This window comes from Zafaria cholistanensis (assembly GCF_008580665.1).
In the GTDB taxonomy this organism is placed as follows: Bacteria; Actinomycetota; Actinomycetes; order Actinomycetales; family Micrococcaceae; genus Zafaria; species Zafaria cholistanensis.
On record NZ_BKDJ01000001.1, the window covers coordinates 531,436 to 557,490 of the forward strand.

The following is a 26,055-nucleotide window of genomic DNA, read 5'->3' on the forward strand; positions in this document are numbered from 1 at the left end:
TGATAGTCCAGCAGGGCCGCGTGCACCCCTTTGTGACGCGATCCACAGGAAACATACAATTTTGATGGCAATGTGACTAGCCCTGTACATCGCCGTATTTGTCCTCTGGGCGCCCTTGCCGCGGGAACGCCCAAGAAAACACTGCGCCCGGGGCGGTGCTCCTGGCCCGGCCCGGCGGGCGGTGCAGTCCTGCAGGAGAGAGGCGCGCGGGTGGAGGAGTGATCCCCCACGGGGCCGTGGTGCCGGACCGGGCGCATGGTTCTGGCGGTCTCCGGGCTGGCCCGATGACCCGGCTCGGCTCCGGCCCCAGCTCTGGCCCCGGCTACCGGAGCATTCGGCGCAGCCGGGCGACGATGCCGCGGTCCACGTGCCCGGCCAGTTCGCCCGCGGCCAGCCAGGCCCGGATCTCTGCCACCGGCCCGTCCGCCAAGCCCGTGCGCGTCCCGGAAAGGACCTCCCTGCCGGGCGTAAACTCCACGGTTCCTGAGGCCTCCGGCCACACCGCAACCTCCAGTCGCAGGTCCTGGCCCAGCCTGGCCAGGACCCGGTTCCCGGAAAGGTCGGCACTGCGGGCCGGCCGGGCCGGCGGATGGTTGGCCGGTTCCCGTCCCGTCCCCCCGGGGGCGCCGCGGCCGTCCTCCTGCGGCCTGGCCGCCGTCCCGACCAGGACCAGCCGCGCGCCGTTAAGCACCGCGTGGTCCACGTGGATGGCCGGCGCGCCGGGGATGCGCAGCCCGTGGAAGATCCGGGTTCCCGGGAGGGACACCAGCGATTCCAGCGCGGCGGCCGTGTCCGCCGCCCCGGGGCCATCCGCTGCCGGTGCCCCGGACCGGGGATCGTGGCGGTGTCCGTGGACGGGGCACAACGCCATCCGTCGCGAGACGGAGCGGACGGGAAGGGCCAGGGCCGCACCCGCTGCGAGCAGTCCGGTGGCCAGCGCCACCCCCAAGGGTGCCAGCCAGGGCTGCGCCCGCCCCGGCAGGCCCTGTTCCGAGCGGAAATCCAGCCACGCCGGCGGGCCTGGCTGGGCCCCGTCCCACGGGGCGGGCATCAGGCCTGCCAGGGCGAATCCGGCAAGCGCCAGCAGGGCTGCGGAGGCCCCGGCCACGAACCGCAGCCACCGCGGGTCCGGGCCCAGGCTTTCCACGAGCCCGCCGGGCACGGCCGCCTCCTCGCGCGTCAGCGACGGCCGCCACAAGGCATGACGGGCCGCCTGGTCGATGTTCTCGGTGCGGGCATCAGGTTGCACCCCGACATGAGGCTGCACCCCGAGCAGGGCATAGTGGTCCATCAGAATTCCCCCAGTAATTGTCCCCAAACAATTGTTGGGAATGTACACCCTGGAGTGCTGTCCGCAACAGGTTTGTTGGCGCCGGGATTGCGCCGCGGGCCCCGCTGCGGACGGAATCGACCGCTGCGGGGCCCGCGGGCGCCGGTGTTGTGGGACCTGCCGGGGATGGTTGGACAGCCCTTGCCGGCGGAGCCGGCTGATCGGGTGCGCCGGCCGGGGGGAGGCTGCCGGGGTCAGGCTCCGCTGCCGGCAGCCCGGGCGTGCGCGAGGGCCTGCGTGCGCGAGCGCGCCTGCGGGATCATCACCACTGCGAGGGCGCCGAGCACGGCGACGGCGGAGAAGAAGTAGAAGCCCCAGGGGTAGGCAATACCGGCGCTGACCAGCGCGCCCGTGGCCATCGGGCCCACGATGGCTCCCAGCCGGCCGACGCCGGCAACCAGGCCCATGCCGGTGCCCACCACGTTGCTCGGGTAGAGGTAGCCGACGAAGCCGTAGACCAGCACCTGGGCGCTGAATACGAAGATGCCCGTGAACAGGACGGCCAGGTTCAGGACCAGTTGGCTCTCCATGCGGATGCTCAGCGTCGCGAGCATAACGGCAGCGACCAGGAACCAGATGGTGGCGATCTTCTTCACGCCCACGCGGTCGGCGATGCGGCCCCCCACCAGCAGGCCCGCAATGGCGCCCACGTTCAGGACCAGCAGCATGACCAGCGAGTCGGAGACGTTGTAGCCGGCTTCGCCCATGAGCTTGGGCAGCCACGTGTTCAGGCCGTAGACCAGCAGCAGGCCCATGAATGCGGCCGTCCACAGCCCCAGGGTGATGGGGAGGTAGGGCGCGCGCAGCAGGTCGCGGCCGCGGACCGCCGGAGCGGCGGACGGGGTGGCGCCGGCGGGCTGGGCGGAGAGGGTGCGGTGCGTCTCCGGCAGTTTGGCCCACATGACCGGAATCATGGCCAGGCCCAGGATGCCGCCGCCGTAGAAGAGCCATTCCCAGTGGGCGCCGGCCAGCAGCGCCACCAGGGCGGCGGCGACCGCACCGGTGTGGTAGCCGGTCATGGTCATCGTGCTGGAGTGGGCCTTGCCGCCGGAGGGGGCGGCCTCCTGCATCATCGTCAGCGAGACGGGCATGCACGCGCCCAGGCCCAGGCCGGCCACGAAGCGCACCAGCGCCAGCAGCGCGACGGTGGGCATGAGCGGGAACAGGAACGTGAAGACGGAGAAGACCAGCACGCAGGCCATCAGCGGCACGCGCCGGCCGAAACGGTCGGAGATCGGACCGATCACGGCAGCTCCGAGGCCCACGCCGACCAGCGAGAGGGTGGCAATGAACGTCGCGTCGAGGGCGGTCATCCCCGCGTGGGAGGTGTTGAGCAGGGTGGGGATGGAGGCGCCGAGGGCGACGATATCGAAGCCCTCGAAGACGACCGTGAGCCAGCACAGGGCGACGATCCAAGCGCGGTTGGGTTGCATGGGTAAAGCGGTCCTAGCGTGTGGCAGGTGCGACGTGGGGAAGTGTCACGCATCACCGGCGTGGCGGGTATTACCCGATAGTGTGCGGCGGATCACCCGGCGCGTCCAATAGATGGAAGGGTGCCGGACCATAGACTGGATCTATGTATGGGGCGGAAAGTCAACGATGGACCGGTGAAGGATGGACCGGTGAAGACGGGGCAGCGGGGGACCGGCCCGCCGGGAGCGGCCCTGCTGGGGGGTCCCTGGATCCGGGATTCGACCTCAACCTGGTCCGCGCTTTTGTGCTGCTCCACGAAACCCTCAGCGTCACCCGCACCGCGGAGTATCTGGGGGTCAGGCAGCCGACGGTGAGCCACTCGCTGGCCCGGCTCCGGCGCCTGTTCGACGATCCGCTTTTCATCCGCGAGGGCCGCACCCTGGTCCCCACCCGTGCCGCGCGGCGCCTCTACGCGCCCCTGCGCGACGCGCTCCAAAACGTGGACCAGGCCCTGTCCCGCACCCGCCACTTCGATCCCGAAACCTCCGACGCGAACTTCACGGTCGCGATGTCCCCCCTCGGCGAGATCCGCTTCCTGCCCAGCATCCTTGAGCTGTTGGCCGTCGAGGCGCCCGGCGTGCGCGTGAAATCCGTGGGCCTTGACCGGGAAACGGCGCCGGAGCAACTGCTCTCCGGCAGCGTTGACGCCGCCTTCGGATCGGTCGAGCTGCCGCCGGCGGGCGTGTCCCGCACGCCGCTGTTCCGCATCGGGTACGCGCTGCTGGCTGATGCGGCGAACCCGATCCTCCGCGGGCCCAGCGTGGCCGCGTTCGAGGCCGCCCGGCACGTGGTGGTCGAGGGAACCCCGGGGCACGCGGTGCCGGAGGCGGTCATCGAACGTCTCGGCATCCGGCGCCGGGTCCTGGTGCGCGTCGGGCACCTGGCCGTGCTGCCGGCGCTGGTGCGCGGGTCGGACCTGGTGGCCGTGCTGGCCGAGGACATAGCGCGGATTTTCGGGGCGGACTTCGGTTTGGGCACCGCGGCCCTGCCGTTCGAGGTGCCGCCGGTGGAGGTGGCGCTGTACTGCCGCCCCGACCACATGGCCACCGAGGAGCAGTGCTGGTTCGCCGACCTCATCCGCCGCGCCGTCGTCCTGGAAGGCACGCCCGGCCGCGGCGCCGGCGGGGTCCGGCCCGGAAGCCTGGACCCAGGGCCGGCCCGGGAACCCCGGGCCCGGGAACCCTAGGCGGGGCCGCGCACCAGCCCTTCCAGGAGGCTGCCGAGCCACGGCAGCTGTTCGGACAGCAGTACCGCGCCCAGGCAGACCATGATGATCCCGCTGGCCAGGGTGATGGCCCGTGCTGCCGCCGGCCGCGAGCGCAGCAGCCGCCGCGCGCCCGCGGCAACGCCCGAATACACCACGGCGGACAGGGCCAGGTGGCCCAGGCCGTAGGCCGCGGTTTGCGCCACCGGCGGGACCGCCGCCACGGGGGAGACGAACTGCGGAATCAGGGCCAGGTACAGCAGCAGCGCCTTCGGGTTGGTGCCGCTGGTGCCCAGTCCGCGCAGGAAGGCGCGCCGGTCCACACCCCTGTCCCCGTCTGTGTCCTTGTCCCGGACCGTGGACGGCGCGTCCGCCGCCGCCGCCGCCGGCGCCAGCGGGGCGGGGGCCAGCAGCATGGTGGCGCCGCCCAGGGGCACGACGGCGTCCCCGGCGTCCCCGGCGCCCGCGGTCGCCGCCGGGAGGGCGGGGGCCCCCGCGGCCGGCCCCTCTGCGGAGGGCCCTGCGGAGGGGGCCGCGGAGGGGCCGGCCGTGAAGCCGGCCTGCCGCCAGCCGCGCGCGGTGGACAGGCCGAGCCAGAGCAGGTACCCGGCGCCACAGACGGTCATCCAGGCCAACAGCCCGGGCAGGCTGGCCACCAGGGCGGCCATGCCGGCCACGAGCAGCAGCGTATGGATCCCGTAGCCGGCGATCAGGCCCGCGACTGCGGGAAGGATCCGAGCGCGGCCCAATCCGGCGGCGATGCAGTAGGCCCAGTCCGCGCCGGGCGTGAAGGCGAGGGCGATTGAGACGGCGGCGAAGCCGGCGACGTCCTGCGGATCCATGGGTTCTCCTGGTGATGCCCGGTGCTGCGCGGATGATGCAGCCAGCGTACGGAAACGCGCTTGAGAAGTGCTGACCCAATATGGTTCATAAATGGGGGCTTAGCGTATGTTTTTTGCGTGATTGATGCGATTGATCGGGAAATATTGCGCCGCCTCCAGATGGATGGGCGAACTACTGCCACCGCCCTGGCCGCTGAGGTGGGGCTGACCGTTGCTCCCTGCCACCGCCGGCTCAAGGAGCTGGAATCCTCCGGCGTGATCCAGGGTTACCGCGCGGTGTTGGACGCCGCGAAGGTGGGACTGGCGTTCGAGGCCCTGGTGTTCGTGACGCTGCGGGACCGCCAGCACATGCTGCGGTTCGAGGCGGAGGTCGCCGGGATCCCCCAAGTGGTGGAGGCGTTGCGCCTGTTCGGCGAACCGGACTTCCTGCTGCGTGTGCGGGCCGTGGACCTGGCCGCATACCAGCGTTTCTACGACGAGGTGCTGGTGGGCCTGCCCGGGGTGGAGAAGCTGACCTCCACCATCGTCATGAAAAACGTCAAGGACGGGGGCCAGTTGCCGGTGTGAGCGGAAGGGTGCACCCCGGGTGAATCGCGGGGCCCCTGCCGGCGGACAGCGTCAGCGGACAGCGCGTGGCCGGAGGCGGCGCCGTCTCCACGGGTTCTGAAGGACCAGGTGTGCAGCGGGGCGCCACCGCGTAGCATGACCGCATGTCAGCCAAAACAGTGCAGGTTCCTGTCAAGCAGCTCGCCAACGGCGCCACCCTTCCCGCGGTCGGACTCGGCACCTGGCCGATGGATGACGCGGAGGCCGGCGCCGCCGTCGTCCACGCCCTCCAGGCCGGCTACCGACTGATCGACACCGCGGAGAGTTACCAGAACGAGGAGGGCGTGGGGGAAGGGATCCGCCGCGCGGGCATTCCCCGGGCCGAGGTGTTCGTGACCACCAAGTTCAATAAGGAATGGCATTCGGTCGAAGGGGTGCGCACCACGTGGGAGCACAGCGCCACCCGGTTGGGCCTGGAATACATTGACATGATGCTCATCCACTGGCCCAACCCCGGGCAGGACCGCTATGTGGAGGCCTGGCGGGGACTGGTGAAGCTGCTGGAGGCCGGCAAGGTGCGCGCCATTGGCACTTCCAACTTCACCGCGGAGCAGCTCCAGCGCATCATCGAGGCGACCGGGGTGGTGCCGGACGTGAACCAGATCCAGCACAGCCCCTTCTGGCTCCGCGGGGACCTGCTGGCCTTCCACGCCGAGCACGGGATCGTCACCGAATCCTGGGCGCCGCTGGGCAGCGGACGCGGGATGCTGGGTGCCGCCCCGGTGGTGGACGCGGCCCGGGCGCACGGAGTCACTCCGGCACAGGCGGTGCTGCGGTGGCACGTCCAGCGCGGAACCGTGCCCATCCCCAAATCGGTGGACCCGGAACGGATGGCGCAGAACCTGGACGTGTTCGGCTTCGAGCTGACCCCGGAGGAGGTCCGGGCAATCGACACGCTGGACGGCACCGGGCCGGAACTGGTGTCGCCGTTGGAGTTCGGACACTAGGGGCTGCGCCGGCGGTTCCGCCGCCGGCGCAGTTCACCGCGCCCCTGCCGGGGTCCCACAGGTCAGGCCCGCCCCTGCGGCGTGGGACTGTTGCCGGCACCGCGGCGGCCGCCATCGGCGGCCTGGCCGCGGATGGCGGCCGGGGTGACGGCCAGCGCCACGGCCAGGACGGCGACCACAATGTACAGCGCGCTCAACAGCCCCCACCAGTCCCCGAGCATGCCCAGCAGCGGAGGGCCGACCAGGAAGGCCGAGTACCCGAAGATGGAAACCATGCTGACCCGGCGGGCGGCGAACTGCGGATCGGGGTGCTCGGCTGCCGCGGAGATGCCCACCGGGAAGCCCAGCGACCCACCCAACCCCCAAAGCGCCGCGGCCGCGTAGGCGACCCACGGGGTGTCGGTGATGATGAACAGGAGCAGGCCGGCCAGCCCCAGCCCCATCATGGAGATCAGCACCGGTTGCCGGCCGTAGCGGTCCAGCAGCGGACCGCCGGCCACCCGCCCCGCGGTCATGGCCGTGACGAAGGCGCCGTAGACCAGCGCGCCCGCCGCCTCCTTGAATCCGTGCCCGTCCACGGCCGCCAGCGTGATCCAGTCGTTGGCGGACCCTTCCGCGAAGGCCATCGCGGCCACCAGCACACCCAGGAGGACCAGGCGGAGATCGCGTGCGGGCCGCAGTGTCTGAACCAGCCACTCGTACAGGCGCGGTCCCGCACTGCCCCGGGCCCGCCGCCGGACCGGCCGGGAGGCCGCGGCGGGCAGGAAGCGGACGGTGCAGGCCCCGATCCCGGCGACCAGCAGCCCCGCGAGTAAGAAGTGCCAGCCCACCGGCGCTCCGCCGTAGGCGGCCGCTGAGCCGAGCACCGCACCGACGATGGTTCCGGCGCTGAAGAACGCATGCATCAGCGGCAGCAGCGTCCGGTCCGCCCGCTTTTCCACCTCCGCCCCGGCCACGTTCATCAGCACATCCAGGGCGCTGAAGACGAACCCGAAGAGGACCAGGACGGCAAGGGTGAGGGGGATCGAGGCGACGACGCCGGCGGCGGCGCCCAGCGCGGCAGCGCCGGCGCCGGTGCCCAGCAGGGCACCCAGCAGGGCGCGCCGCGAACCCAGTCGCGAGAGCAGGGCGGGGGCCCCTGCCAGGCCGGCGATGGACCCGGAGGCCAGCCCGAACAGCAGGATCCCCACCGTCGAGGTGGACAGGCCCAAGTCGTCGCGGACGGCCGGGATCCGCGAGACCCAGGTGGCGAAGATGAAGCCGGACAGGGCAAACACGCCGAACACGGCGTTGCGCCCGGCGGCGGAACCGGGCGGAGCCGGGACCGACTGGGGGGATGCTGCCTGCATGGTGGGTCCTCCTCGATCGGGTTCCGGTTCGCCGGGTCCGGTGCGTTCGTGCCGTGTTGCCTTCCGTGCCCCGTTGCGTTCCCTTTATCCGTGTCCTCCGCGCCCGGGGGCGCCGAGAGGGCCGGCTAGAGGCGGCCGAGCAGGTCCTTCCAGACCGCCCGCCAGTGGATGACCGCTTCCGGGGATCCGAGCTGCCTGTGGTGGAGGCCCAGGCCGCTCTTTCCCGCAGGCTTGGCATGCACGCTGAGGCCGACCCGGCTCCCGTCTGCCAGCGGCACCCGCCAATACCGCCAGTTTTCCGTGGCGCTGCGCTCCGGCTCGCGCTCGGGGGGAATTCCGCCGAAGGAGCCGGCGCCGGCGACCAGCGCGCACCACGCGTCCATCGCCTCGTCCATGGTTCCGGGCAGGGTCCTGGAGACCCCGACCTGGAAGCTGCCGTCGCAGGCCTGCCCGGGCCGTCGGCGGCCAATGTGCTGTTCGTAGGCCACCGCGACGCCCTGGGCCCACCAGCCGATGTTGGCGTCCAGGGCAGCCAGCCGCTCGGCGGCCCGGGCCGCCAGGTCGCGGTGGGGCGCGGCGCGCCCCCCGGAGCCGTCGAGGTAGGCCACCCATTCCTCCCACCGGAGGCCGGTGGCCCGTTCGATGGCCTGCGTGTTGGACGCCTTGGTCATGCTTTCCTCCCGGTGCCGGTGCCTTACGGCAGCTTGGCCGTGGCCGTGACCATGGTGTGGTCGGAGCCGTGCTTCGAGACCACCGTGCCGTCCTTGACCGTGATCACGTTCCTGTAGGAGACGGTGCCGGCAATGTTCTTGGTGAACAGGTAGTCGATGCGTCCATAGGTCTGCTCCAGCTTCCTGCCGGTGCCGTAGTGGGTGGTCGGGTACAGGTAGTTGGTCCGGTTCGCGCTGGAGGCGGTGTCGGTCCACCCGTCGGCGATGAATGCGGAGTGCGGGGCGTTGGGCTGCTGGTAGAAGCTGGAGTTCATGTCACCGCCCAGCACCATCGGCAGGTCCTGCCCGTTGATGCCGGCCATCCGCCTCACCACCAGCTCGGCCGAAGACTCTTTGGACGTTGCCCCGGTCTGCGGCAGGTTCACCGAGACGTGGGTGGAGACCGCGTAGAACTCCTTGCCGGTCCTGCGCGATTTCAGCAGCACCCAGGCGGCGGTGCGCTGGTTCTCTCCCCGCGCGGTGGGGAGCTTGAACCACCCCTTATCCACCAGCGCGTACTTGGCGCTTTTGTACGCCACCCGATTGGGCACGTCCCTTTGGCCGGCCTTCTCCAGCCTGCTGTCCAGCGCGTAGCCCTGCTTTTTCAGGCCTGCCACAAACCCGTCCATGGAGCGGACCTTTTTGGTGCCGGGGAGGGGCTGGTTCGCGGCCTCGTTGAGGATCAGCACGTCGGGGTTCTGGGCTTTGATGGTCGCCAGGTGGGTTTTCACCCGGGTAGCCCACGGCGCGAACGTCTTGCCCGGCACCTTGCAGGTGGAGCACAGCAGGTTCTGCGCGGCGAACCGCAGCGTTTCGGTGCCGGCGACCTCCGGTGCGGCGGCATAGGCGGTGAGCCGCCGGGAGGTGCGCGTCAGATAGGTCTTATTGTGTGCCGAAACCTTCACGAATGTCGGCATGCCCGTTCGCGAGCCCTGGGAGAGGTCCCGGACGGTCAGGGAGGTGCCCGTAACGTTTTCGAAGGTCCGCTTGTTGCGGGTCATCTTATGGTCATCGGCCACCACGACCGTGTAGTGCGTGGTGTAGGCCGTCTCATTCCACCGGACCGTAATCGAATCCAGCCCGCCGGTGGCCTCCAGGGTGGTGAAGGCTCCCGGGAACCGGGCCTCGGTGGTGACCGTCAGGGTATCGGACCAGCCGGTGGGCACGTACGTGCCGTACGGGGCGCCCGGAGGCCGCGTCAGGGCCCGGTACTGGATGTGGTACGTGGTGGCGTTGGCCAGGCCGTCGACATACCGGCTGTTGTATTTCTCCTCGACGACGGCGTCGGTGAACGCCGGGGAAGTCGAGTGCCGTACCTCGTAGTGGTGCGCCCCTGCGTGGTCCGGCCAGGCCAGCCCCACGCCGGCGGTGGTCACCGCGGTAACGGTGGGCGCCGCGAGCGCGCTGGACTGGGCCGTCGCGGTGCCGGCGACGGCGGGGAGGGCCGGCAGCGTGGCGGCAAGGCCCAACGCCGCGGCCACGCCCGCGCCCGCGGCACGGCGCAGCAGGGAAATCCTCCGGGAGGGGGCCGCCCTTCGGGGGCTGGACTGGCGGGGTGGGGGACCGGCCGGACGGTTCGATTTTGCACGGCCTGTAATGCACTTATCCCACAATGTAAATTCCCCCGGCGGCACTGTTGAAAGCTTTTGCTTGTCGAAGATTACCGGACTTGCCCCTCAAACGGGAGGAGGCGCGGGATGGGAACATCCATGGGGCCACGCCGCCCCGAGCGGCGAAGCCAAGCAGTGCCCCCGGCGGGACTCGAACCCACAACCAACGGATTAGAAGGCCGTTGCTCTATCCATTGAGCTACGGAGGCTGGCGCCCCATGGGCGTCCTGCCCAGTCTATAGGGTGCCCCGCCGCCCGGCGCGCAGGCCGGACCGGGCGTCCTTCCCCCACATGGCGCTTTGCGGAGGCCGGGGCCGCCGCTTGTCCACTTCCGGGCCGGGCGCACACCCGGGGTGCTCCCGGTTTTTTCAGACTGGGACCGGGAGCAGGGAGCTTCCGCCCAACCAATGGAGGACACCATGGCCGAACACCTCACCGTTCGCGGCTTCGTCGCGAGCGAGCTGACCTTTTTCGAGACCGCCGACAAGCTCCACATTGTCAGCTTCCGCTTGGGGGCGCCGGACAGGCGCCTCGACCGCGCCACCGGGGAGTGGGGAGATGCGGACATGAACTGGTTCACGGTCAAGGTGTTCCGTGAACTGGCCCGCAATGTGATGGCCTCACTCCGCAAGGGCGAGCGCGTGGTGGCCACGGGGCGGCTGAAAATCAGCCAGTACCGCCGCAGCGACGGAACCTACGGGACCAGCGCGGAAATCCTGGCGGACACCGTGGGCCACGACCTGCTTTTTGGCGTCAGCCGGTACCTGCGCACCCCCTCCCAGCGCCAGGAAGCCACCGAGGCATCGCACTCCGTTCCGGCCGATGCCGGGTCCGTGCCTTCCGAGGTGGATGCGGACACCGGGGAAGTGCTCTCCGGCGCGTACGGGGGACCCGGCTTCGAGGGCGAGTATGCGGGAGGGGAACTGGACGGCGGCGGGGGCAGCGGGGAAGGAGAAGGGGAAGGAGGGGAAGCGGAAGCGGAAGCGGAAGGAGGCGGACGCGGGATGGATGCGGGTGCCGCCTGACCCCTGCCGGATGCGTGCTTCCCGCAGCCCCGCCCCGGGGGTTTCCTGCAGGCGGGGCGCAGGGCCGGATCCGGCTCTGCATCCGGTCCTGCATCCGGTCCTGCATCCGGTCCTGGATCCGGCCCCGGATCCAGCCCCGGAGCGGCGGCCGATCGGGGCGGCTGTGGCCGAACGGGCCCAAGACAGGACCGAATGTGAGGAATGGGGGCGCACCCACTAGCCTTGAAGGCATGGCGGAATTCATTTACACCATGACCAAGGCCCGCAAGGCCGTTGGCGACAAGGTCATCCTCGACGATGTCAGCATGTCCTTCTTCCCCGGCGCCAAGATCGGCGTCGTCGGCCCGAATGGTGCGGGCAAATCCACGATCCTGAAGATCATGGCCGGTTTGGACACCCCGTCCAATGGCGAGGCGCGCCTCAGCCCCGGCTACTCGGTCGGCATCCTGCTCCAGGAGCCGCCGCTGAACGAAGAGAAGACGGTCCTGGGCAACGTCCAGGAGGGCGTCGGCGAGATCTACGAAAAGATCACGCGCTACAACCAGATCTCCGAGGAGATGTCCCAGCCCGACGCCGACTTCGACGCGCTGCTGGAGGAGATGGGCAAGCTCCAGGAGGCCATCGACGCCGCCGACGCCTGGGATATCGACTCCCAGCTGGAGCAGGCCATGGACGCGCTGCGCTGCCCGCCGGGAGACTCTGACGTCTCCGTGCTCTCCGGGGGCGAGCGCCGCCGCGTCGCGCTCTGCAAGCTGCTGCTGCAGAAGCCGGACCTGCTGCTCCTCGACGAGCCCACCAACCACCTCGACGCCGAGTCGGTGCTGTGGCTCGAGCAGCACCTGCAGGCCTACCCCGGCGCCGTGCTGGCCGTGACCCACGACCGCTACTTCCTGGACCACGTGGCCCAGTGGATCGCCGAGGTCGACCGCGGCAAGCTGCACCCGTACGAGGGCAACTACTCCACCTACCTGGAAAAGAAGCGCGAGCGCCTCGAAGTCCAGGGCAAGAAGGACGCCAAGCTGGCCAAGCGCCTGTCCGAGGAACTGGACTGGGTCCGCTCCAACGCCAAGGGCCGCCAGACCAAGTCCAAGGCCCGCCTGGCCCGCTACGAGGAGATGGCGGCCGAGGCCGAGCGCACGCGCAAGCTGGACTTCGAGGAGATCCAGATCCCGCCGGGGCCGCGCCTGGGCAGCGTGGTCATCGAGGCCAAGGACCTGGTCAAGGGCTTCGATGACCGCACCCTGATCGAGGGCCTGTCCTTCTCGCTGCCACGCAACGGCATCGTCGGGGTGATCGGCCCCAACGGCGTCGGCAAGTCGACCCTGTTCAAGACCATCGTCGGCATGGAGCCGCTCGACGGGGGCGAACTGAAGGTCGGCGAAACCGTCAAGATCTCCTACGTCGACCAGAACCGTGCCGGCATCGACCCCAACAAGTCGCTGTGGGAGGTCGTCTCCGACGGGCTTGACTACATCCAGGTGGGTAACGTGGAGATGCCCTCCCGCGCCTACGTTTCCGCGTTCGGGTTCAAGGGCCCGGACCAGCAGAAGAAGGCCGGGGTGCTCTCCGGCGGCGAGCGCAACCGCCTGAACCTGGCGCTGACCCTCAAGCAGGGAGGCAACCTGCTGCTCCTTGACGAGCCCACCAACGACCTCGACGTCGAGACGCTGTCCTCGCTGGAGAACGCCCTGCTCGAGTTCCCCGGCTGCGCCGTGGTGATCTCCCACGACCGCTGGTTCCTGGACCGGGTCGCCACGCACATCCTCTCCTACGAGGGCACCGAGGAGGACCCGGCGAACTGGTACTGGTTCGAAGGCAACTTCGAGTCCTACGAGGAGAACAAGGTCCAGCGGCTGGGCCCGGACGCGGCGAAGCCGCACCGTGTCACCCACCGCAAGCTCACGCGGGACTAGCGGCAGGGGCCCGGGGACGCCGGGCCCCTGAAACGCCGGCCCCTGAGACTCCACCCCGCCACGACGCCGGGGCGCCACCAACCGGTGGCGCCCCGGCGTCGTGGCGCTTCCGCACCCCCCGGCCGACCCGCCTAGGCAGGGGGGTGCGGAAGCCGCACCATGCCCTCCTGGGCCACGGAGGCCACCAGGTCCCCGGCGCGGTTGTAGATGCGGCCCGTTCCCAGGCCGCGCGCGCCGGAGGCGCTGGGGCTGGTCTGCACGTAGAGCAGCCACTCGTCGACGCGCACCGGGCGGTGCCACCACATGGCGTGGTCCAGGCTGGCCACGCTCAGCCCCGGCGTGGTCCACGGCAGGCCATGGCGGCGCAGGGTGGACTCAAGGATCGTGTAGTCGCTCGCGTAGGCCAGGGCCGCCCGGTGCAGGGCCTGGTCGTCGGGCATCGGCCCGGTGGTCTTGAGCCACACCGTGTTTCGGGCGGTGTGCTGCCTGGCCAGCTCGGGGGTCGGGAAGTAGATGGGCGGCTCCACGTAGCGCACGTCGAAGGGCCGGTTGTACGCCCAGTCCTGCGCCAGCGGGTCGTCCACCCGTCCCAGGATGTCGGCCGAACTGGGCAGGGTCTCGGGGTCCGGGATGCCCGGGGGCATGGGCTCCTGGTGCTCGATCCCCTCCGCCGGGGCCTGGAAGGAGGCGATGAGGGACATGATCGGCTCCCCGTTTTGGTAGGCGTGGACGCGGCGCGCGGAGAAGGACCGGCCGTCGCGGAGCCGCTGCACGCCGAAGGTGATGGGCTTGAGCGCATCGCCCGGGCGCAGGAAGTATCCGTGCAGCGAGTGGATGGGGCGGTCCCCGGAGACGGTGCGGCTGGCGGCCACCACCGACTGCCCCAGCACCTGGCCGCCAAACACCCGCTGGCGGGGCTGGATGGGGGAGCGGCCCGTGAAGATGTCCTCTTCGGTGCGCGCCTCCGGCTCCCCGTCCAGGTCCAGCAGGTCCAGCAGCATCTCCGTCGTGTCGCGCTCGCTCAATTATTACTCCTCGGTAAGGGCCGTCCGCTCGAGGTTATCCGCCGCGCGCCTTGGCCATCAAGCGCGCCGGAACGCACGCGCAGCGCGCCGCGTGGCGCGGGCGTGCCCGCGGATGAAAGCATGGAGGGATGCACTCCGACCACTTGGCCCTCGCCGATGCCGAATCCGTAGCCGACCTGCACACCTTCCTGACCCGCGCGCGGGCGATCGAGGACGGTTCCGCACGGCTGGAGGCCGCCGGCACCGCGCTGGGGGTGTACGTGCCGGTCCTTTACCCCGAGGCGCTCGGCGCCACGGTGCCCACCATCCTGGGTCTGCGGGTGGCGCGGCTGGCGGAGCCGGCGGACCTGGCCGCCGTCTATGGGCTGGGCGCGCTCACCGACCGGCTGGCCCGGATGGGTGGGGCCTCCACCGAACTGTCCCTGCCGCCGGTGGAGGCCTTTGCCCCCTGGGCCGGGGTGGCTCCGCCGAGGCGCGGCTGGGAACGGATCGCCGAATATGACGATGCCCTGCTGAGGTCCGTGGCGGAGGAGGGCATGCGTGCCGTCGCCGGCGCGCTGCCGGAAAACGCGGGCAAGCCGGTGCTGGCCACCGTGCGCTCGCGCATCTGGTCCACCCCGGCGGCCCGGGCATCCGTGCCGGGGGATCCCGCCGGCCCCGCCCCCGCCGCGGAACTGCCCGCCGGGGCCGCGTTCGCGGCGCATGCCCTCGGCTTCCTGGCGCCGGGGGGCGCCTCCGCCCTCTTCTCGGCAGGGCGCTGGCTGCGGCTGAGTTCGGCGCACGGCCATGTGCTGGTCCGGCTGGCCTCCTCCACGGGTTCAAAGTAGCGGGAGCCGGTGCTAGCTTTCAGCTAGGCGCGGGCCCGGTCCCGGGCCGGATCCTCCCGTGGCGCGCTCCGCCGTCCGGGAATCCCGCGGTGACGAAGGAGCACGCCATGCCCATCCGTAACGAACCCTGGCCTACGGGAACCCCCTGCTGGGTGGACCTCCAGTCCGACGACGTCCCGGCCGCATGCGCCTTCTATGCGAGGCTGTTCGGCTGGACCTTCGAGCAGGCCCCGGAGGGGGCCGGCGGCTACACGTTCGCGCTGCTGGACGGGCGCAAGGCCGCCGGCATCGGGCCCCGGCCGGAGGATCCGGAGGGGCCGCCGGCCTGGATTACCCACCTGGCCGCGGACAACGCGGACCAGGTGGCGGCGTGGATCGCGGCCGCCGGGGGCATCATCATGGTGCCCGCCTTCGACGTCATGGAGGCCGGGCGGATGCTGGTTGCCGCGGACAGCGCCGGCGCGGTCTTCGGGGTCTGGCAGGCGCGGGATTCCTTTGGGGCGGAGGTCCATGGCGAACGCGGCGCCCTGTGCTGGAACGAGCTGCACACCCGCGACTTTGACGGGTCCAAGGACTTCTACGCGCGGGTCTTCGGCTACACCTATGACACGGTGTCGGACACCGAAGAATTCCGGTACGCGCAGTTCCGCCCGGTGGGCGCCAAGGAGGCCTTCGGGGCGGTCTTCGAGGACGCCCGCTCCCTGTCCGGGGCCCCGAACTACTGGCTGCCGTGGTTCGCCGTCGGGGACGTGGACGGGGTCTCGGACACCGCGGCGGAGCTGGGCGCGCGGGCCCTGATGCCGCCCGCGGACAGCGACTACGGGCGCATGGCGGTCCTGGCCGGGCCGGAGGGCGAACTGTTTGGCATCATCGATCCGGTCATGCCGGCGGGGACCGCGTAGCCGGGCCGCAGCCGGCCTCAGCCGGGGCGGTTTTGCAGGGAATGGGCGGCCCGGTCGAAGTAGTCCCACAGGGTTTCGGCCTGCAGCGGCGGCAGGTCCAGCGCCTCCACGGCGGCGCGCATGTGGCGCAGCCAGGCGTCGCGGGCGGCCGAGTCCACGGGGAAGGGCATGTGGCGCATGCGCAGGCGCGGATGGCCGCGCCGCTGGCTGTAGGTGCCCGGCCCTCCCCAGTACTGCTCCAGGAACATCTGCAGGCGCATCTGGGCCGGATAGAGGTCCTCTTCCGGGTACATCGCCCGGAAGCCGGGATCGGCGGCGACGCCTTCGTAGAACTTTTCGGCCAGCCTGCGGAACGTCTCGCGTCCGCCCACCTGGTGGTAGAAGGTTCCCTCGAACGCGGACTGGTCCTCGTCGTACCCGTCGCCCACCCAGCCCGGGACCGGGCTCAGCGGCTGCCCGGTGCCGTCGGGCGAGGTGCCCCCGGGCGAGGGGGCGCCGTGCGCGGGCGCGCCGGCCTGCGGCATGCCCAGGTTCGTGCGCGGGGGAAGCGGGGCCGCGGCGGAATCAAAGAGGGGTCCGGACGGGGAAGTCATGCGTTAAAGCGTACCGCCGGGCGGTGCCGCCCCGGCCCGGGATGGTGCTCCTGTCCGGGACGGTGCTCCTGTCCGGGATGGTGCTCCTGTCCCGAGGCGGTGCCTCAGTCCGGAACGGCGGGGGAGTGGCGCACCGGGAAGTTGACGCTGCGGGCGATGAAGCAGACATCGTGCGCCGCCTGGTGCAGCGAGTCGGCCAGGGCGCGCTGGGACTCGTCCGCGAGCTCCACCCGCGGGCGCAGCATGGCCTCGGTGAACTCCCCGCTGCCGTCCCGGTTCAGCCGCAGCGTGCCCTCGGCGGCGTCCGAGTAGCCGGCCACCACCACCCCGTGCTTCACCGCCACGTGCAGGTAGGAGAGCATGTGGCACTGGGACAGCGCGGCCAGCAGCAGCTGCTCCGGGTTCCAGCGGTCGCGGTCGCCGTGGAAGGTGGGGTCGGCGGTGCCGGGCAGGTCGGGCAGGCCGGCAGCGGAGACCACGTGGTCGCGCCCGTAGGAGCGGTGGGTGGAGGTGCCGGAACCGCGGTTGCCCGTCCAGCGCAGGGCCACCGCGTAGCGGTGCAGATCCAGGTTCATGGCTCCAGCCTAGGCCGCGGCCGGCACCCGCGGACGGCCGGCGTCCGAGGAAGCCGGCCGTCCGGGTCCTACTTGTCCGCGTCCTGTGCCCGAAGGGCGCGGACAATCCCGTCCCGGCTTTCCACCACCAGCCGCTGCAGCGCCGGGATGTCGGTTCCGAGCTCTTCCAGGAACCTGTCCGTCAGCTCCAGCGTCGCCTGGCTGGTCTGGCGGGACGGGTAGAGCCCCACCACGATCTGCTGGGCGATCTCATGGCTCTTCGTCTCCCACACCCGGCGCGCCACGGCGAAGTAGTCCTGCGCGAAGGGGGCGATCAGGTCCGCGTCGTGCACGCGGTTGAACCCGGCAATCGCGCTGCGCTGCTGCAGGTTGGACAGGGTGCCCTCCACCACGATCGCGTGCCAGGCGGCCTTCTTGGCCTCCAGCGTGGGGATGGCGGCCTTGGCCGCCTCGGCTGCCAGGCGGCCGTTGGCGGTGTTGTCCCGGCGCAGTTCGGCATCGATCTCCGGCTGGCCGGCGCGGGCGCCGGTGACCAGCGAGGTGAGCAGCTCCCAGCGCAGGTCCGTGTCCACGGCCAGGCCCTCAAGCACGCGCGAGCCGTCGTAAAGCCCGGTGACGATGTCCAACTGCTCCGGCGACTGCGCGCGGGAGGCGAACGCCTTGACCAGCTGCAGCTGTGCGTCGGAAGCCGGCGCCGCGGCCGCGGCCAGTTCCCAGAGGCTGTCTGCGGCCGCGACGGCGATCGCCCGGCGGTCCCCGGCGGACACGTAGTAGTCCAGCGTGGTGGCCAACTGGCGCAGCAGCACCTGGACCACCGAGGAGTCGGTCTCGTACGCGATGTTGCGCAGCACCAGTTCCACATAGTCCCGCGCGGCCGTCTCGCCGTCGCGCGCCGCGTCCCATGCCGCACCCCAGACCAGGGTGCGCGGCAGTGACTGCGCAAAGTCCTTCAGGTGCGTCCGGGCGGCCTTCAGGGAGGCCGGGTCCAGCCGGATCTTCGCGTAGGCCAGGTCGTCGTCGTTCAGCAGCACCAGGGCCGGGCGCCGGCGCCCGGCAAGGGCGGGCACCTCGGTGCGCTCCCCGGCCACGTCCAGTTCCTCGCGGTGCGTGCGGACCAGCCGGCCGGCGTCGTCCAGGTCATAGAAGCCGACGGCGAGGCGGTGCGGGCGGATGGTCGGGTGCTCCTGCGGCGCTGACTGCAGGATCGCGAAGGAGGTGATGGTCCCCTCCCCGTCCACGCCGATCTCCGGCTCCAGCTTGTTCACCCCCGCAGTCTCCAGCCACAGCCGGCCCCATTCGGAGAGGTCGCGTCCGCTGGAGGCCTCCAGTTCGGCCATCAGGTCCGGCAGTTCGGTGTTTGACCAGGCGTGCTTGCCGAAGTAGGAGCGCACCCCGGCCATGAACTGTTCCTGGCCCACCCAGGCGACCAGCTGGCGCAGCACCGAGGCGCCCTTGGCGTAGGTGATGCCGTCGAAGTTGACCTGGACGTCCTCGAGGTCGTTGATCTCGGCGATGATCGGGTGCGTGGAGGGCAGCTGGTCCTGGCGGTAGGCCCAGGACTTTTCCATGGAGGAGAAGGTGGTCCAGGCGTTGGCGAACTCAGTGTTTTCCGCCGCGGCCAGGGTGGACATGAACTCCGCGAAGGACTCGTTCAGCCACAGGTCGTTCCACCAGCGCATGGTCACCAGGTCGCCAAACCACATGTGGGCCAGCTCGTGCAGCACGGTGATGGCGCGGCGCTCGATGGTGGCCTCGGGAACCTTGGAGCGGAAGATGTAGGTCTCCAGGAACGTCACGGCCCCGGCGTTCTCCATGGCGCCGGCGTTGAACTCGGGCACGAAGAGCTGGTCGTACTTCGGGAACGGGTAGGGGGTGCCGAACTGCTTCTCGAAGAACTCGAAGCCCTGGCGGGTGAGGCGGAAGATGTTCTCCGCGTCCAGGTGCTCCATCAGGGACCTGCGGGCAAACACCCCCAGCGGAATGGTGCGCCCGTCGGAGCTGGTGAGCTCGCTGTGCACCGCCTGGTAGGGACCGGCAACCAGCGCGGTCACGTAGGAGGACATCGGCAGGGTCGGCTCGAACGCCCAGGTGGCGGAGCCGTCCGCGCCCGGCTGCGGCGCCGGGGTGGGGGAGTTGGAGATGACGTCCCAGTGCGCAGGGGCGGTAACGGTGAAGCGGAAGGCCGCCTTCAGGTCCGGCTGCTCAAAAACGGCGAACATGCGCCGGGAGTCCGGGACCTCGAACTGGGTGTAGAGGTAGACCTCGTTGTCGACCGGGTCCACGAAGCGGTGCAGGCCCTCGCCGGTGTTCATGTAGAGGGCATCGGCGACGACGGTCAGTTCATTGGCTGCGGCCAGGTCCGGCAGCTGGATGCGCACCCCGTCGGAGACCTCCGCCGGGTCGAGGCTGCGGCCATTGAGGACCACCGAGTGGACGGTGTCGGTGACGGCGTCGATGAAGGTGGAGGCGCCGGCCTCCGCCCGGAAGCGGACGGTGGTGGTGGAGCCGAAGACGCGGTCGCCGCGGGTCAGGTCAAGGACGACCTCGTAGGATTCGACGTCCAGCAGGGCTGCGCGGGCGCGTGCCTCGTCGCGGGTGAGATTCAAGCCTGGCAACTTCGGGGCCTCCTCCGGGGCGCGGCGCCCCGAAAGGGGCCGCACATGATGTGAAACAGCTATTGAACAATGGAACGGATTCTCTCACCCCGGCGGCTCCGGCAACACCCCGCCATGCCGGGGAATGCCAGTAGGCTGGTCAGCGACATTCAGCCACCCATCCCAAGGATCACTCCATGCGCGTCCACATCGCCACCGACCACGCCGGGCTCGAGCTCAGCGCCCACCTTGCCGAGCACCTGGCCGCCAACGGACACGAGGTCATCGACCACGGCCCCGCCGCCTACGACCCCGAAGACGACTACCCGGCGTTCTGCATCCGCGCCGCGCTCGCCGTCGTCGCCGACCAGGAGGCGGGCGTCCAGGCGCTCGGCATCGTGCTGGGCGGTTCGGGCAACGGCGAGCAGATCGCCGCCAACAAGGTCAGGGGAGTCCGCGCCGCGCTGGCCTGGAACCTGGACACCGCACGCCTGGCGCGCGGGCACAACGACGCGAACGTCGTCGCCCTGGGCGGGCGCCAGCACACCCTCGAGGAGGCCACCGCGCTGGTGGACGCCTTCCTGGCCGAGCCGTTCAGCGGCGCAGAGCGCCACGTGCGCCGGATCGGCAAGATCGCCACCTACGAAACCACCGGGGAGATTGTCGACTAGATGCCGGAAGGACACTCGGTCCACCGCCTGGCCCGGCAGTTCGCCGACGTCTTCGGGGGCCAGGCGCTGGCCGTCTCCAGCCCGCAGGGCCGTTTCGCGGCCGGCGCGGCCCGGATCGACGGCGCCCGCCTGGCCTCCGCCGAGGCCCACGGCAAGCAGCTCTTCCTCGGCTTCGACAACGGGCTGCTGCTGCGGGTCCACCTGGGCCTGTATGGCGCGTGGGACTTCGGCGGCGACGACACGTTCCGCGGGGCCTCCAGCATCGGCGCGCCGCGGCGGATCGGCGAACGCGAGGCGTACGACGGCGCCGCGCCGGCCCCGTACGCCGGCCCGCCGGCCCCCACGGGCCAGGTGCGGGCCCGGCTGGTGTCCCCACACGGCTGGGCCGACCTGCGCGGGCCTGCCGCCTGCGAGGTCCTCACCCCCGCCGAGGCGGCCGCGGTACGCGCCAGGCTGGGGCCGGACCCGCTGCGCCGCCCGGATTCGGGGTGGGAGGACGGCGGGCCGGAGGAGTTTGTCCGGCGCCTGCGGAAGCGGTCGGTCATCGTCGGCACCCTGCTGATGGACCAGTCGGTGGTGGCCGGGATTGGCAACATCTACCGCGCCGAGGCGCTGTTCCGCCAGGGGCTGGACCCGTGGAGGCGCGGGCGGGACGTGGGGCCCGGGCAGGCCCTGGCGCTGTGGGAGGACATTGCCTCCACCATGGCCGACGGCGTGCGCCAGGGGCGGATCGTCACCACCCGGCCCGCGGATCGCACCGATGCGGCGGCCCCGCTGTGGCCGGACAACGCCCACTACGTCTACCAGCGCCAGGGCCGTCCCTGCCGGATCTGCGCCGGCCCGGTGGCCGTCACCGACCTGGCCGCCCGCAAGCTCTACTGGTGCCCCCGCTGCCAGGGGGCCGGCCCGCGCTGAGGCCCGGGCGGGGCGCCCGGGGCGGGCGCCGCCGTCGTGCCCGGCCCGCAACGCGCGAAGGGCCCCGATCCGGGTGGATCGGGGCCCTTCGCTGCGGAGGGGATGACGGGAATCGAACCCGCGTAATCAGTTTGGAAGACTGAGGCTCTACCATTGAGCTACATCCCCGCGGCCGTTCGGGGAACCCCCGCGGCGACGTTGAAGACTCTAGCAGCCGCGCCGGAGCGCGGGCAAATTCCGGCACGTCCGGCAGGGTTTAGCGGCGCCGGAAGGGCGCGCGGGGCGGAAATTGCGCGGATGATTAGTCGTTGGGGCCGGGTTTTGCATACACTGGCACCTGCACTAATTCGGGGTGTAGCTCAGCTTGGCTAGAGCGCGCGCTTTGGGAGCGTGAGGTCGCAGGTTCAAATCCTGTCACCCCGACTCTGAATGAAAACCCTTGCCACAGGTCGTTTCGGTTTTGGCGGGGTGCCGTCCAGACTGTCAACGATTCAGACAATTCAGGAGAACTACGCCGTGAAGAGCGCCGTCGAAAACCTCACCCCGACCCGGGTCAAGCTCACTGTCGAGGTTCCCTTCGAGGAACTGAAGCCGGGTATCGACGCGGCCTACAAGACCATCGCCGGCCAGATCCAGGTCCCGGGCTTCCGCAAGGGCAAGGTTCCCAACCGCCTGATCGACCAGCGCGTTGGCCGCGGCTACGTTCTGGAGACCGCCATCAACGAGGGCCTGAACGGCTTCTACCAAAAGGCCGTCGCCGAAGCGGACATCATCCCGCTGTCCCGCCCCGAGGTGGAGATCACCGAGGTCCCCGCCGCCGAGGCCGCCGAGGGCGAGGGCCAGCTGGCCTTCCAGGTCGAGGTCGACATCCGTCCGTCCATCGAGCTGCCGGACTACGCCGGCCTCGAGGTTACCGTTGACGCCGTGGAAGCCTCCGACGAGGACGTCGAGAAGGCCCTTGAGGACCTGCGCGGCCGCTTCGGCACGCTGAAGTCCGTCGAGCGCCCGGCTGCCGAGGGCGACTTCATCACCCTGGACCTGACGGCCTCCATCGACGGCGAGGAGATCGACGCCGCCCAGGGCCTGTCCTACCAGGTCGGCTCCGGCACCATGCTTGAGGGCCTGGACGAGGCCGTCGCCGGGCTGTCCGCCGGCGAGGACGCCACGTTCGAGACCAAGCTGGCCGGCGGCGAGCACGCCGGCCAGGACGCCCAGGTCAAGGTCGTCGTCACCGCCGTCAAGGAGCGCGAGCTGCCCGAGGCCAACGACGACTTCGCCCAGCTGGCTTCCGAGTTCGACACCATCGCCGAGCTGCGCGAGGACCTGGCCAGGCAGGCCGCCGCCGACAAGCTGACGGAGCAGGGCGTCCAGGCCCGCGACAAGGTGCTGGAGAAGCTCGTCGGACTGGTCGAGGTTCCGGTTCCGGAATCGATCGTCACCGAGCAGGTCGAGCAGCACTTCGAGCAGGGCGGCCACGGCGAGGGCGAGCACGACACCGAGGAGCACCGCGCCGAGGTCAAGGAAAACACCGAGAACGCCTTCCGCAACGAGGTCATCCTCGACGCCGTTGCCGAGAAGGAGGAGATCGGCGTCGCCCAGTCCGAGCTCATCGACTACATCGTCCAGACCGCCGGCCAGTACGGCATGGACCCCAACCAGTTCGCGCAGATGCTCGACGGCGCCGGCCAGGTTCCGATGATCGTCGGCGAGGTGCGCCGCCGCAAGGCGCTGGCCAAGGTCCTGGAGCTGGCCAAGGTCACCGACACCGAGGGCAAGGAAGTCGACCTGAGCACCTTCGTGCGCCCGGCCGGCGAGTCCGCCTCTTCGGTGTCCTCCGCCTCCTCCGCTTCTTCGGCCTCCTCCGCTTCGGCGGCGTCGGCCGAGTAGCCACCCGGCGCGGCGCCGCACAGGCCGCGTCCGCTGCGGGGCCGTCCTTCGGGGCGGCCCCGCAGCCGTTTAAGCGCCCGGTGACAGGGGGCGCGGGGTATGCGCCGTCAGCGAACAGCCGAACGTCGCGCCCCCGGCGGCGCGTGTCAGGCAGTAGTCTCATCTGCAGAAAGAGCGCTTGAAAGCCGCAGGCCGACGGTCCGCGGAACAAGGCACCACGGAGAGGTATTCGAAGCATGTCCCATGAATCCCGCACCCCCACGATGGCGTCGGTCGACCCGGCCAGCCGCGAGGACTACATCTACAACCGGCTCCTGAAGGAGCGCATCATTTGGTTGGGTTCCGAGGTTGCCGATTCGAACGCCAACGCGATCTGCTCCCAGTTGCTCCTGCTTTCCGCGGAGGACCCGGAGAAGGACATCTACCTCTACATCAACTCCCCGGGCGGATCCATCACCGCCGGCATGGCCATCTACGACACGATGCAGTACATCCCGAACGACGTCGTGACCGTCGCCACCGGCCTGGCCGCCTCGATGGGCCAGTTCCTGCTCTCCTCGGGCACCAAGGGCAAGCGCTACGCGACCCCCAACGCCCGCATCCTGATGCACCAGCCCTCCGGCGGCATCGGCGGCACCGCCTCCGACATCCGCATCCAGGCGGAACTGATCCTGCACATGAAGAAGGTCATGTCCGAGTTGACGGCCGAGCAGACGGGCCAGACCGTGGACACCATCCTGCGCGATAACGAGCGCGACAAGTGGTTCACCGCCACCGAGGGCCTGGAGTACGGCTTCTTCGACCACATCGCCCAGAACTCGGGCACCGTGTCCGGCGGCGGCGGCGTCGCCGCCAAGTAGCCCACGGTCCAGAGCACAGATTCCCAGGAGACACGATGAACTTCACCCCCTCCGGCACCGCCGGCCAGATGCCCAGCTCCCGCTACGTGCTGCCGCAGTTCGAGGAGCGCACCCCCTACGGCTTCAAGCGCCAGGACCCGTACGCCAAGCTCTTCGAGGACCGCATCGTTTTCCTCGGCGCCCAGGTGGACGACGCCTCCGCCGACGACGTCATGGCGCAGCTGCTGGTCCTGGAGTCGATGGACCCGGAGCGCGACATCACGCTCTACATCAACTCCCCGGGCGGCTCCTTCACGGCCATGACGGCCATCTACGACACCATGCAGTTCATCCGCCCGGAGGTGCAGACGGTGTGCCTGGGCCAGGCCGCCAGCGCCGCCGCGGTGCTGCTCTCCGCCGGCGCGCCGGGCAAGCGCCTGGCGCTGCCGAACGCGCGCGTGCTGATCCACCAGCCGGCCATGGGCGGCGGAGAGCGCGGCACGGCCACCGACCTGCAGATCCAGGCCGAGGAAGTCATGCGCATGCGCACCTGGCTGGAGACCACGCTCGCGGGCCACAGCAACCGCAGCCCGGAGCAGGTCGGCCAGGACATTGAGCGGGACCTGTACATGACGGCCGAGGACGCCAAGTCCTACGGGCTCATCGACGAGGTCCTCGTGCCGCGCAAGATGAAGCCGCAGGCCATTTCCAGCTAGCCCGGCCCGTACCGGGCCCGCGACGGGTGGCCGGCCGGCACCGAACGTGCCGCCGGCCCTCCGTCTCGGGAAACTGTCAGCCATCTGGCCTACAGTGGGAAGAAAGTCATGTGGCCCGGGCCGGTACCGGGCCACGCACCAAGCACCAGATAAAGGGGTCGGACACGATGGCACGCATGGGTGAAAGCTCGGATCTGCTCAAGTGTTCCTTTTGCGGCAAGAGCCAGAAGCAGGTTCGCAAGCTGATCGCCGGCCCCGGGGTCTACATCTGCACGGAATGCATCGAACTGTGCAACGAGATCATCGACGAGGAGCTCGCCGAGGTCGAGGAGGGCGCGGAGTTCGAGCTGCCCAAGCCCCGCGAGATCTTCGATTTCCTGCAGGAGTACGTGATCGGGCAGGAGGGCGCCAAGCGTTCGCTCGCGGTGGCCGTGTACAACCACTACAAGCGCATCCAGGCCGGCCACGGGCCGAAGACCGGCAGCCTCGGCGACTCCCACCCGCTGGACGAGGTCGAGGTCGCCAAGTCCAACATCCTGCTGATCGGACCCACGGGCTGCGGTAAGACCTACCTCGCCCAGACCCTGGCCCGCCGCCTCAACGTCCCGTTTGCCGTGGCCGACGCCACCGCGCTGACCGAGGCCGGATACGTCGGCGAGGACGTGGAGAACATCCTCCTCAAGCTCATCCAGGCCGCCGACTACGACGTCAAGAAGGCCGAGCAGGGCATCATCTACATTGACGAGATCGACAAGATCTCACGCAAGAGCGAGAACCCCTCGATCACCCGCGATGTTTCCGGCGAGGGCGTCCAGCAGGCGCTGCTGAAGATCCTGGAGGGCACGGTCGCCTCCGTTCCGCCGCAGGGCGGGCGCAAGCATCCGCACCAGGAGTTCATCCAGATCGACACCACCAACGTGCTGTTCATTGTGGCCGGCGCGTTTGCGGGCCTGGAAGAGATCATCGGATCCCGGGCGGGCCGCAAGGGCATCGGGTTCGGCGCGCCCCTCACCGCGCTGCGCAGCGACGCGGTCTCCTACGGCGACGTGCGCCCGGAGGACCTGCTCAAGTTCGGCCTGATCCCCGAGTTCATCGGCCGCCTGCCGGTGATCACCACCGTCGAGAACCTTGACCGCCCGGCCCTGATCCAGATCCTGACCGAGCCCCGGAACGCCCTGGTGAAGCAGTACCAGAAGATGTTCCGCATCGACGGGGTGGACCTGGCCTTCGAGCCCGACGCCCTGGAAGCCATCGCCGACCTCGCGCTCGACCGGGGCACCGGGGCCCGCGGCCTGCGGGCCATTCTCGAAGAGGTCCTGGGCCCGGTGATGTTCGAACTCCCCGGCCGCGACGACGTCGCCGAGGTGGTCATCACCTCCGAGGTGGTCACCGGCGGCGCTCCGCCCACCCTGATTTCCCACGAGGTCCGTGACAAGCGCCGGACCAAGTCGGCCTAGAACCCCTTCCGCCCGGCACCTCCAGTCTTTCCCGATACGCCCCGT

At 70.3% G+C, this 26,055-nt stretch carries 23 protein-coding genes and 3 tRNA genes; 14 read left to right on the top strand and 12 right to left on the bottom strand.

Annotated features, from left to right (window positions below):
- Window positions 1-322: 322 nt before the first annotated feature.
- Entirely contained in the window at window positions 323-1,291 is a 969-nt protein-coding gene (locus tag NCCP_RS02465; RefSeq protein ID WP_149955476.1) for a hypothetical protein, read from the bottom strand.
- Window positions 1,292-1,524: 233 nt separating this feature from the next.
- Window positions 1,525-2,763, bottom strand: a complete 1,239-nt coding sequence (locus NCCP_RS02470) for an MFS transporter (RefSeq protein WP_149955477.1) — start codon at window positions 2,761-2,763, stop codon at window positions 1,525-1,527.
- Window positions 2,764-2,906: 143 nt separating this feature from the next.
- On the opposite strand from NCCP_RS02470, the gene NCCP_RS02475 reads away from it, so the two are divergent.
- Complete coding sequence (locus NCCP_RS02475; protein ID WP_149955478.1) at window positions 2,907-3,989, top strand: LysR family transcriptional regulator; 1,083 nt, start codon at window positions 2,907-2,909, stop codon at window positions 3,987-3,989.
- On the opposite strand, the gene NCCP_RS02480 is transcribed toward NCCP_RS02475, so the two are convergent.
- Window positions 3,986-4,849, bottom strand: a complete 864-nt coding sequence (locus NCCP_RS02480; protein ID WP_149955479.1) for a LysE family translocator — start codon at window positions 4,847-4,849, stop codon at window positions 3,986-3,988. The two genes, NCCP_RS02475 and NCCP_RS02480, sit on opposite strands and share 4 nt — an antisense overlap.
- Before the next feature lie 117 nt (window positions 4,850-4,966).
- On the opposite strand from NCCP_RS02480, the gene NCCP_RS02485 reads away from it, so the two are divergent.
- Both NCCP_RS02485 and NCCP_RS02490 read left to right on the top strand, forming a co-directional pair.
- Window positions 4,967-5,416: an Lrp/AsnC family transcriptional regulator gene (locus tag NCCP_RS02485; RefSeq protein WP_149955480.1), complete on the top strand. Its 450-nt coding sequence runs from the start codon at window positions 4,967-4,969 to the stop codon at window positions 5,414-5,416.
- Window positions 5,417-5,559: 143 nt separating this feature from the next.
- Window positions 5,560-6,402, top strand: coding sequence for an aldo/keto reductase (locus tag NCCP_RS02490; protein WP_149955481.1), 843 nt, complete (start codon window positions 5,560-5,562; stop codon window positions 6,400-6,402).
- Window positions 6,403-6,464: 62 nt separating this feature from the next.
- On the opposite strand, the gene NCCP_RS02495 is transcribed toward NCCP_RS02490, so the two are convergent.
- From NCCP_RS02495 to NCCP_RS02510, 4 genes are all read right to left on the bottom strand, one after another.
- A complete protein-coding gene (locus tag NCCP_RS02495; RefSeq protein ID WP_149955482.1) occupies window positions 6,465-7,751 on the bottom strand; it encodes an MFS transporter in 1,287 nt (428 codons plus the stop codon).
- Window positions 7,752-7,876: 125 nt separating this feature from the next.
- Window positions 7,877-8,422, bottom strand: a complete 546-nt coding sequence (locus NCCP_RS02500) for a hypothetical protein (protein ID WP_149955483.1) — start codon at window positions 8,420-8,422, stop codon at window positions 7,877-7,879.
- Window positions 8,423-8,445: 23 nt separating this feature from the next.
- Window positions 8,446-9,942 carry an exonuclease/endonuclease/phosphatase family protein gene (locus NCCP_RS02505; RefSeq protein WP_149955484.1) on the bottom strand — a complete coding sequence of 499 codons (1,497 nt, stop codon included), beginning with the start codon at window positions 9,940-9,942 and terminating at the stop codon, window positions 8,446-8,448.
- Between the two features lie 265 nt (window positions 9,943-10,207).
- A tRNA-Arg gene (locus NCCP_RS02510) sits at window positions 10,208-10,280 on the bottom strand.
- Between the two features lie 210 nt (window positions 10,281-10,490).
- Here NCCP_RS02510 and NCCP_RS02515 point away from each other — a divergent pair.
- Entirely contained in the window at window positions 10,491-11,096 is a 606-nt protein-coding gene (locus NCCP_RS02515; RefSeq protein ID WP_172627262.1) for a single-stranded DNA-binding protein, read from the top strand.
- A gap of 230 nt (window positions 11,097-11,326) precedes the next feature.
- Window positions 11,327-13,009 (top strand): energy-dependent translational throttle protein EttA, encoded by a 1,683-nt coding sequence (ettA, locus tag NCCP_RS02520; protein WP_149955486.1) that lies wholly within the window; start codon window positions 11,327-11,329, stop codon window positions 13,007-13,009.
- A 131-nt stretch (window positions 13,010-13,140) separates the two neighbouring features.
- On the opposite strand, the gene NCCP_RS02525 is transcribed toward ettA, so the two are convergent.
- On the bottom strand, window positions 13,141-14,010 hold the full coding sequence (locus NCCP_RS02525) for an acyl-CoA thioesterase (protein ID WP_149955551.1): 870 nt from the start codon (window positions 14,008-14,010) through the stop codon (window positions 13,141-13,143).
- Between the two features lie 152 nt (window positions 14,011-14,162).
- Here NCCP_RS02525 and NCCP_RS02530 point away from each other — a divergent pair, with 152 nt between their 5' ends.
- Both NCCP_RS02530 and NCCP_RS02535 read left to right on the top strand, forming a co-directional pair.
- Complete coding sequence (locus NCCP_RS02530) at window positions 14,163-14,861, top strand: DUF8185 domain-containing protein (protein ID WP_149955487.1); 699 nt, start codon at window positions 14,163-14,165, stop codon at window positions 14,859-14,861.
- A 107-nt stretch (window positions 14,862-14,968) separates the two neighbouring features.
- Window positions 14,969-15,763 (top strand): VOC family protein, encoded by a 795-nt coding sequence (locus NCCP_RS02535; RefSeq protein WP_149955488.1) that lies wholly within the window; start codon window positions 14,969-14,971, stop codon window positions 15,761-15,763.
- A 17-nt stretch (window positions 15,764-15,780) separates the two neighbouring features.
- Here NCCP_RS02535 and NCCP_RS02540 read toward each other — a convergent pair whose 3' ends face one another.
- The 3 genes from NCCP_RS02540 to pepN all read right to left on the bottom strand — a co-directional run bounded on the left by NCCP_RS02540 (window position 15,781) and on the right by pepN (window position 19,546).
- Entirely contained in the window at window positions 15,781-16,287 is a 507-nt protein-coding gene (locus NCCP_RS02540) for a globin (RefSeq protein WP_149955552.1), read from the bottom strand.
- Between the two features lie 173 nt (window positions 16,288-16,460).
- Window positions 16,461-16,931, bottom strand: a complete 471-nt coding sequence (locus NCCP_RS02545; RefSeq protein ID WP_149955489.1) for an OsmC family protein — start codon at window positions 16,929-16,931, stop codon at window positions 16,461-16,463.
- 68 nt (window positions 16,932-16,999) lie between these two features.
- The gene (gene pepN, locus NCCP_RS02550) at window positions 17,000-19,546 is read right to left on the bottom strand and encodes an aminopeptidase N (RefSeq protein WP_149955490.1); all 2,547 of its coding nucleotides are present in this window, start codon (window positions 19,544-19,546) and stop codon (window positions 17,000-17,002) included.
- Between the two features lie 176 nt (window positions 19,547-19,722).
- On the opposite strand from pepN, the gene NCCP_RS02555 reads away from it, so the two are divergent.
- The gene (locus NCCP_RS02555) at window positions 19,723-20,196 is read left to right on the top strand and encodes a ribose-5-phosphate isomerase (protein ID WP_149955491.1); all 474 of its coding nucleotides are present in this window, start codon (window positions 19,723-19,725) and stop codon (window positions 20,194-20,196) included.
- Window positions 20,197-21,111, top strand: coding sequence for an Fpg/Nei family DNA glycosylase (locus tag NCCP_RS02560; RefSeq protein WP_149955492.1), 915 nt, complete (start codon window positions 20,197-20,199; stop codon window positions 21,109-21,111).
- 97 nt (window positions 21,112-21,208) lie between these two features.
- On the opposite strand, the gene NCCP_RS02565 is transcribed toward NCCP_RS02560, so the two are convergent.
- Window positions 21,209-21,279, bottom strand: a tRNA-Gly gene (locus NCCP_RS02565).
- A 180-nt stretch (window positions 21,280-21,459) separates the two neighbouring features.
- Between NCCP_RS02565 and NCCP_RS02570 the strand changes: the two genes are divergently transcribed.
- The 5 genes from NCCP_RS02570 (at window position 21,460) to clpX (ending at window position 26,010) form a co-directional block, all read left to right on the top strand.
- Window positions 21,460-21,534: transfer RNA gene (locus NCCP_RS02570), tRNA-Pro, on the top strand.
- 93 nt (window positions 21,535-21,627) lie between these two features.
- Complete coding sequence (gene tig / locus NCCP_RS02575; protein ID WP_149955493.1) at window positions 21,628-22,998, top strand: trigger factor; 1,371 nt, start codon at window positions 21,628-21,630, stop codon at window positions 22,996-22,998.
- A gap of 263 nt (window positions 22,999-23,261) precedes the next feature.
- Window positions 23,262-23,858 carry an ATP-dependent Clp protease proteolytic subunit gene (locus tag NCCP_RS02580; protein ID WP_149955553.1) on the top strand — a complete coding sequence of 199 codons (597 nt, stop codon included), beginning with the start codon at window positions 23,262-23,264 and terminating at the stop codon, window positions 23,856-23,858.
- A 35-nt stretch (window positions 23,859-23,893) separates the two neighbouring features.
- Window positions 23,894-24,553, top strand: coding sequence for an ATP-dependent Clp protease proteolytic subunit (locus NCCP_RS02585; RefSeq protein WP_149955494.1), 660 nt, complete (start codon window positions 23,894-23,896; stop codon window positions 24,551-24,553).
- A 167-nt stretch (window positions 24,554-24,720) separates the two neighbouring features.
- Window positions 24,721-26,010 carry an ATP-dependent Clp protease ATP-binding subunit ClpX gene (gene clpX / locus NCCP_RS02590; protein WP_149955495.1) on the top strand — a complete coding sequence of 430 codons (1,290 nt, stop codon included), beginning with the start codon at window positions 24,721-24,723 and terminating at the stop codon, window positions 26,008-26,010.
- The last annotated feature ends 45 nt before the right edge of the window (window positions 26,011-26,055 follow it).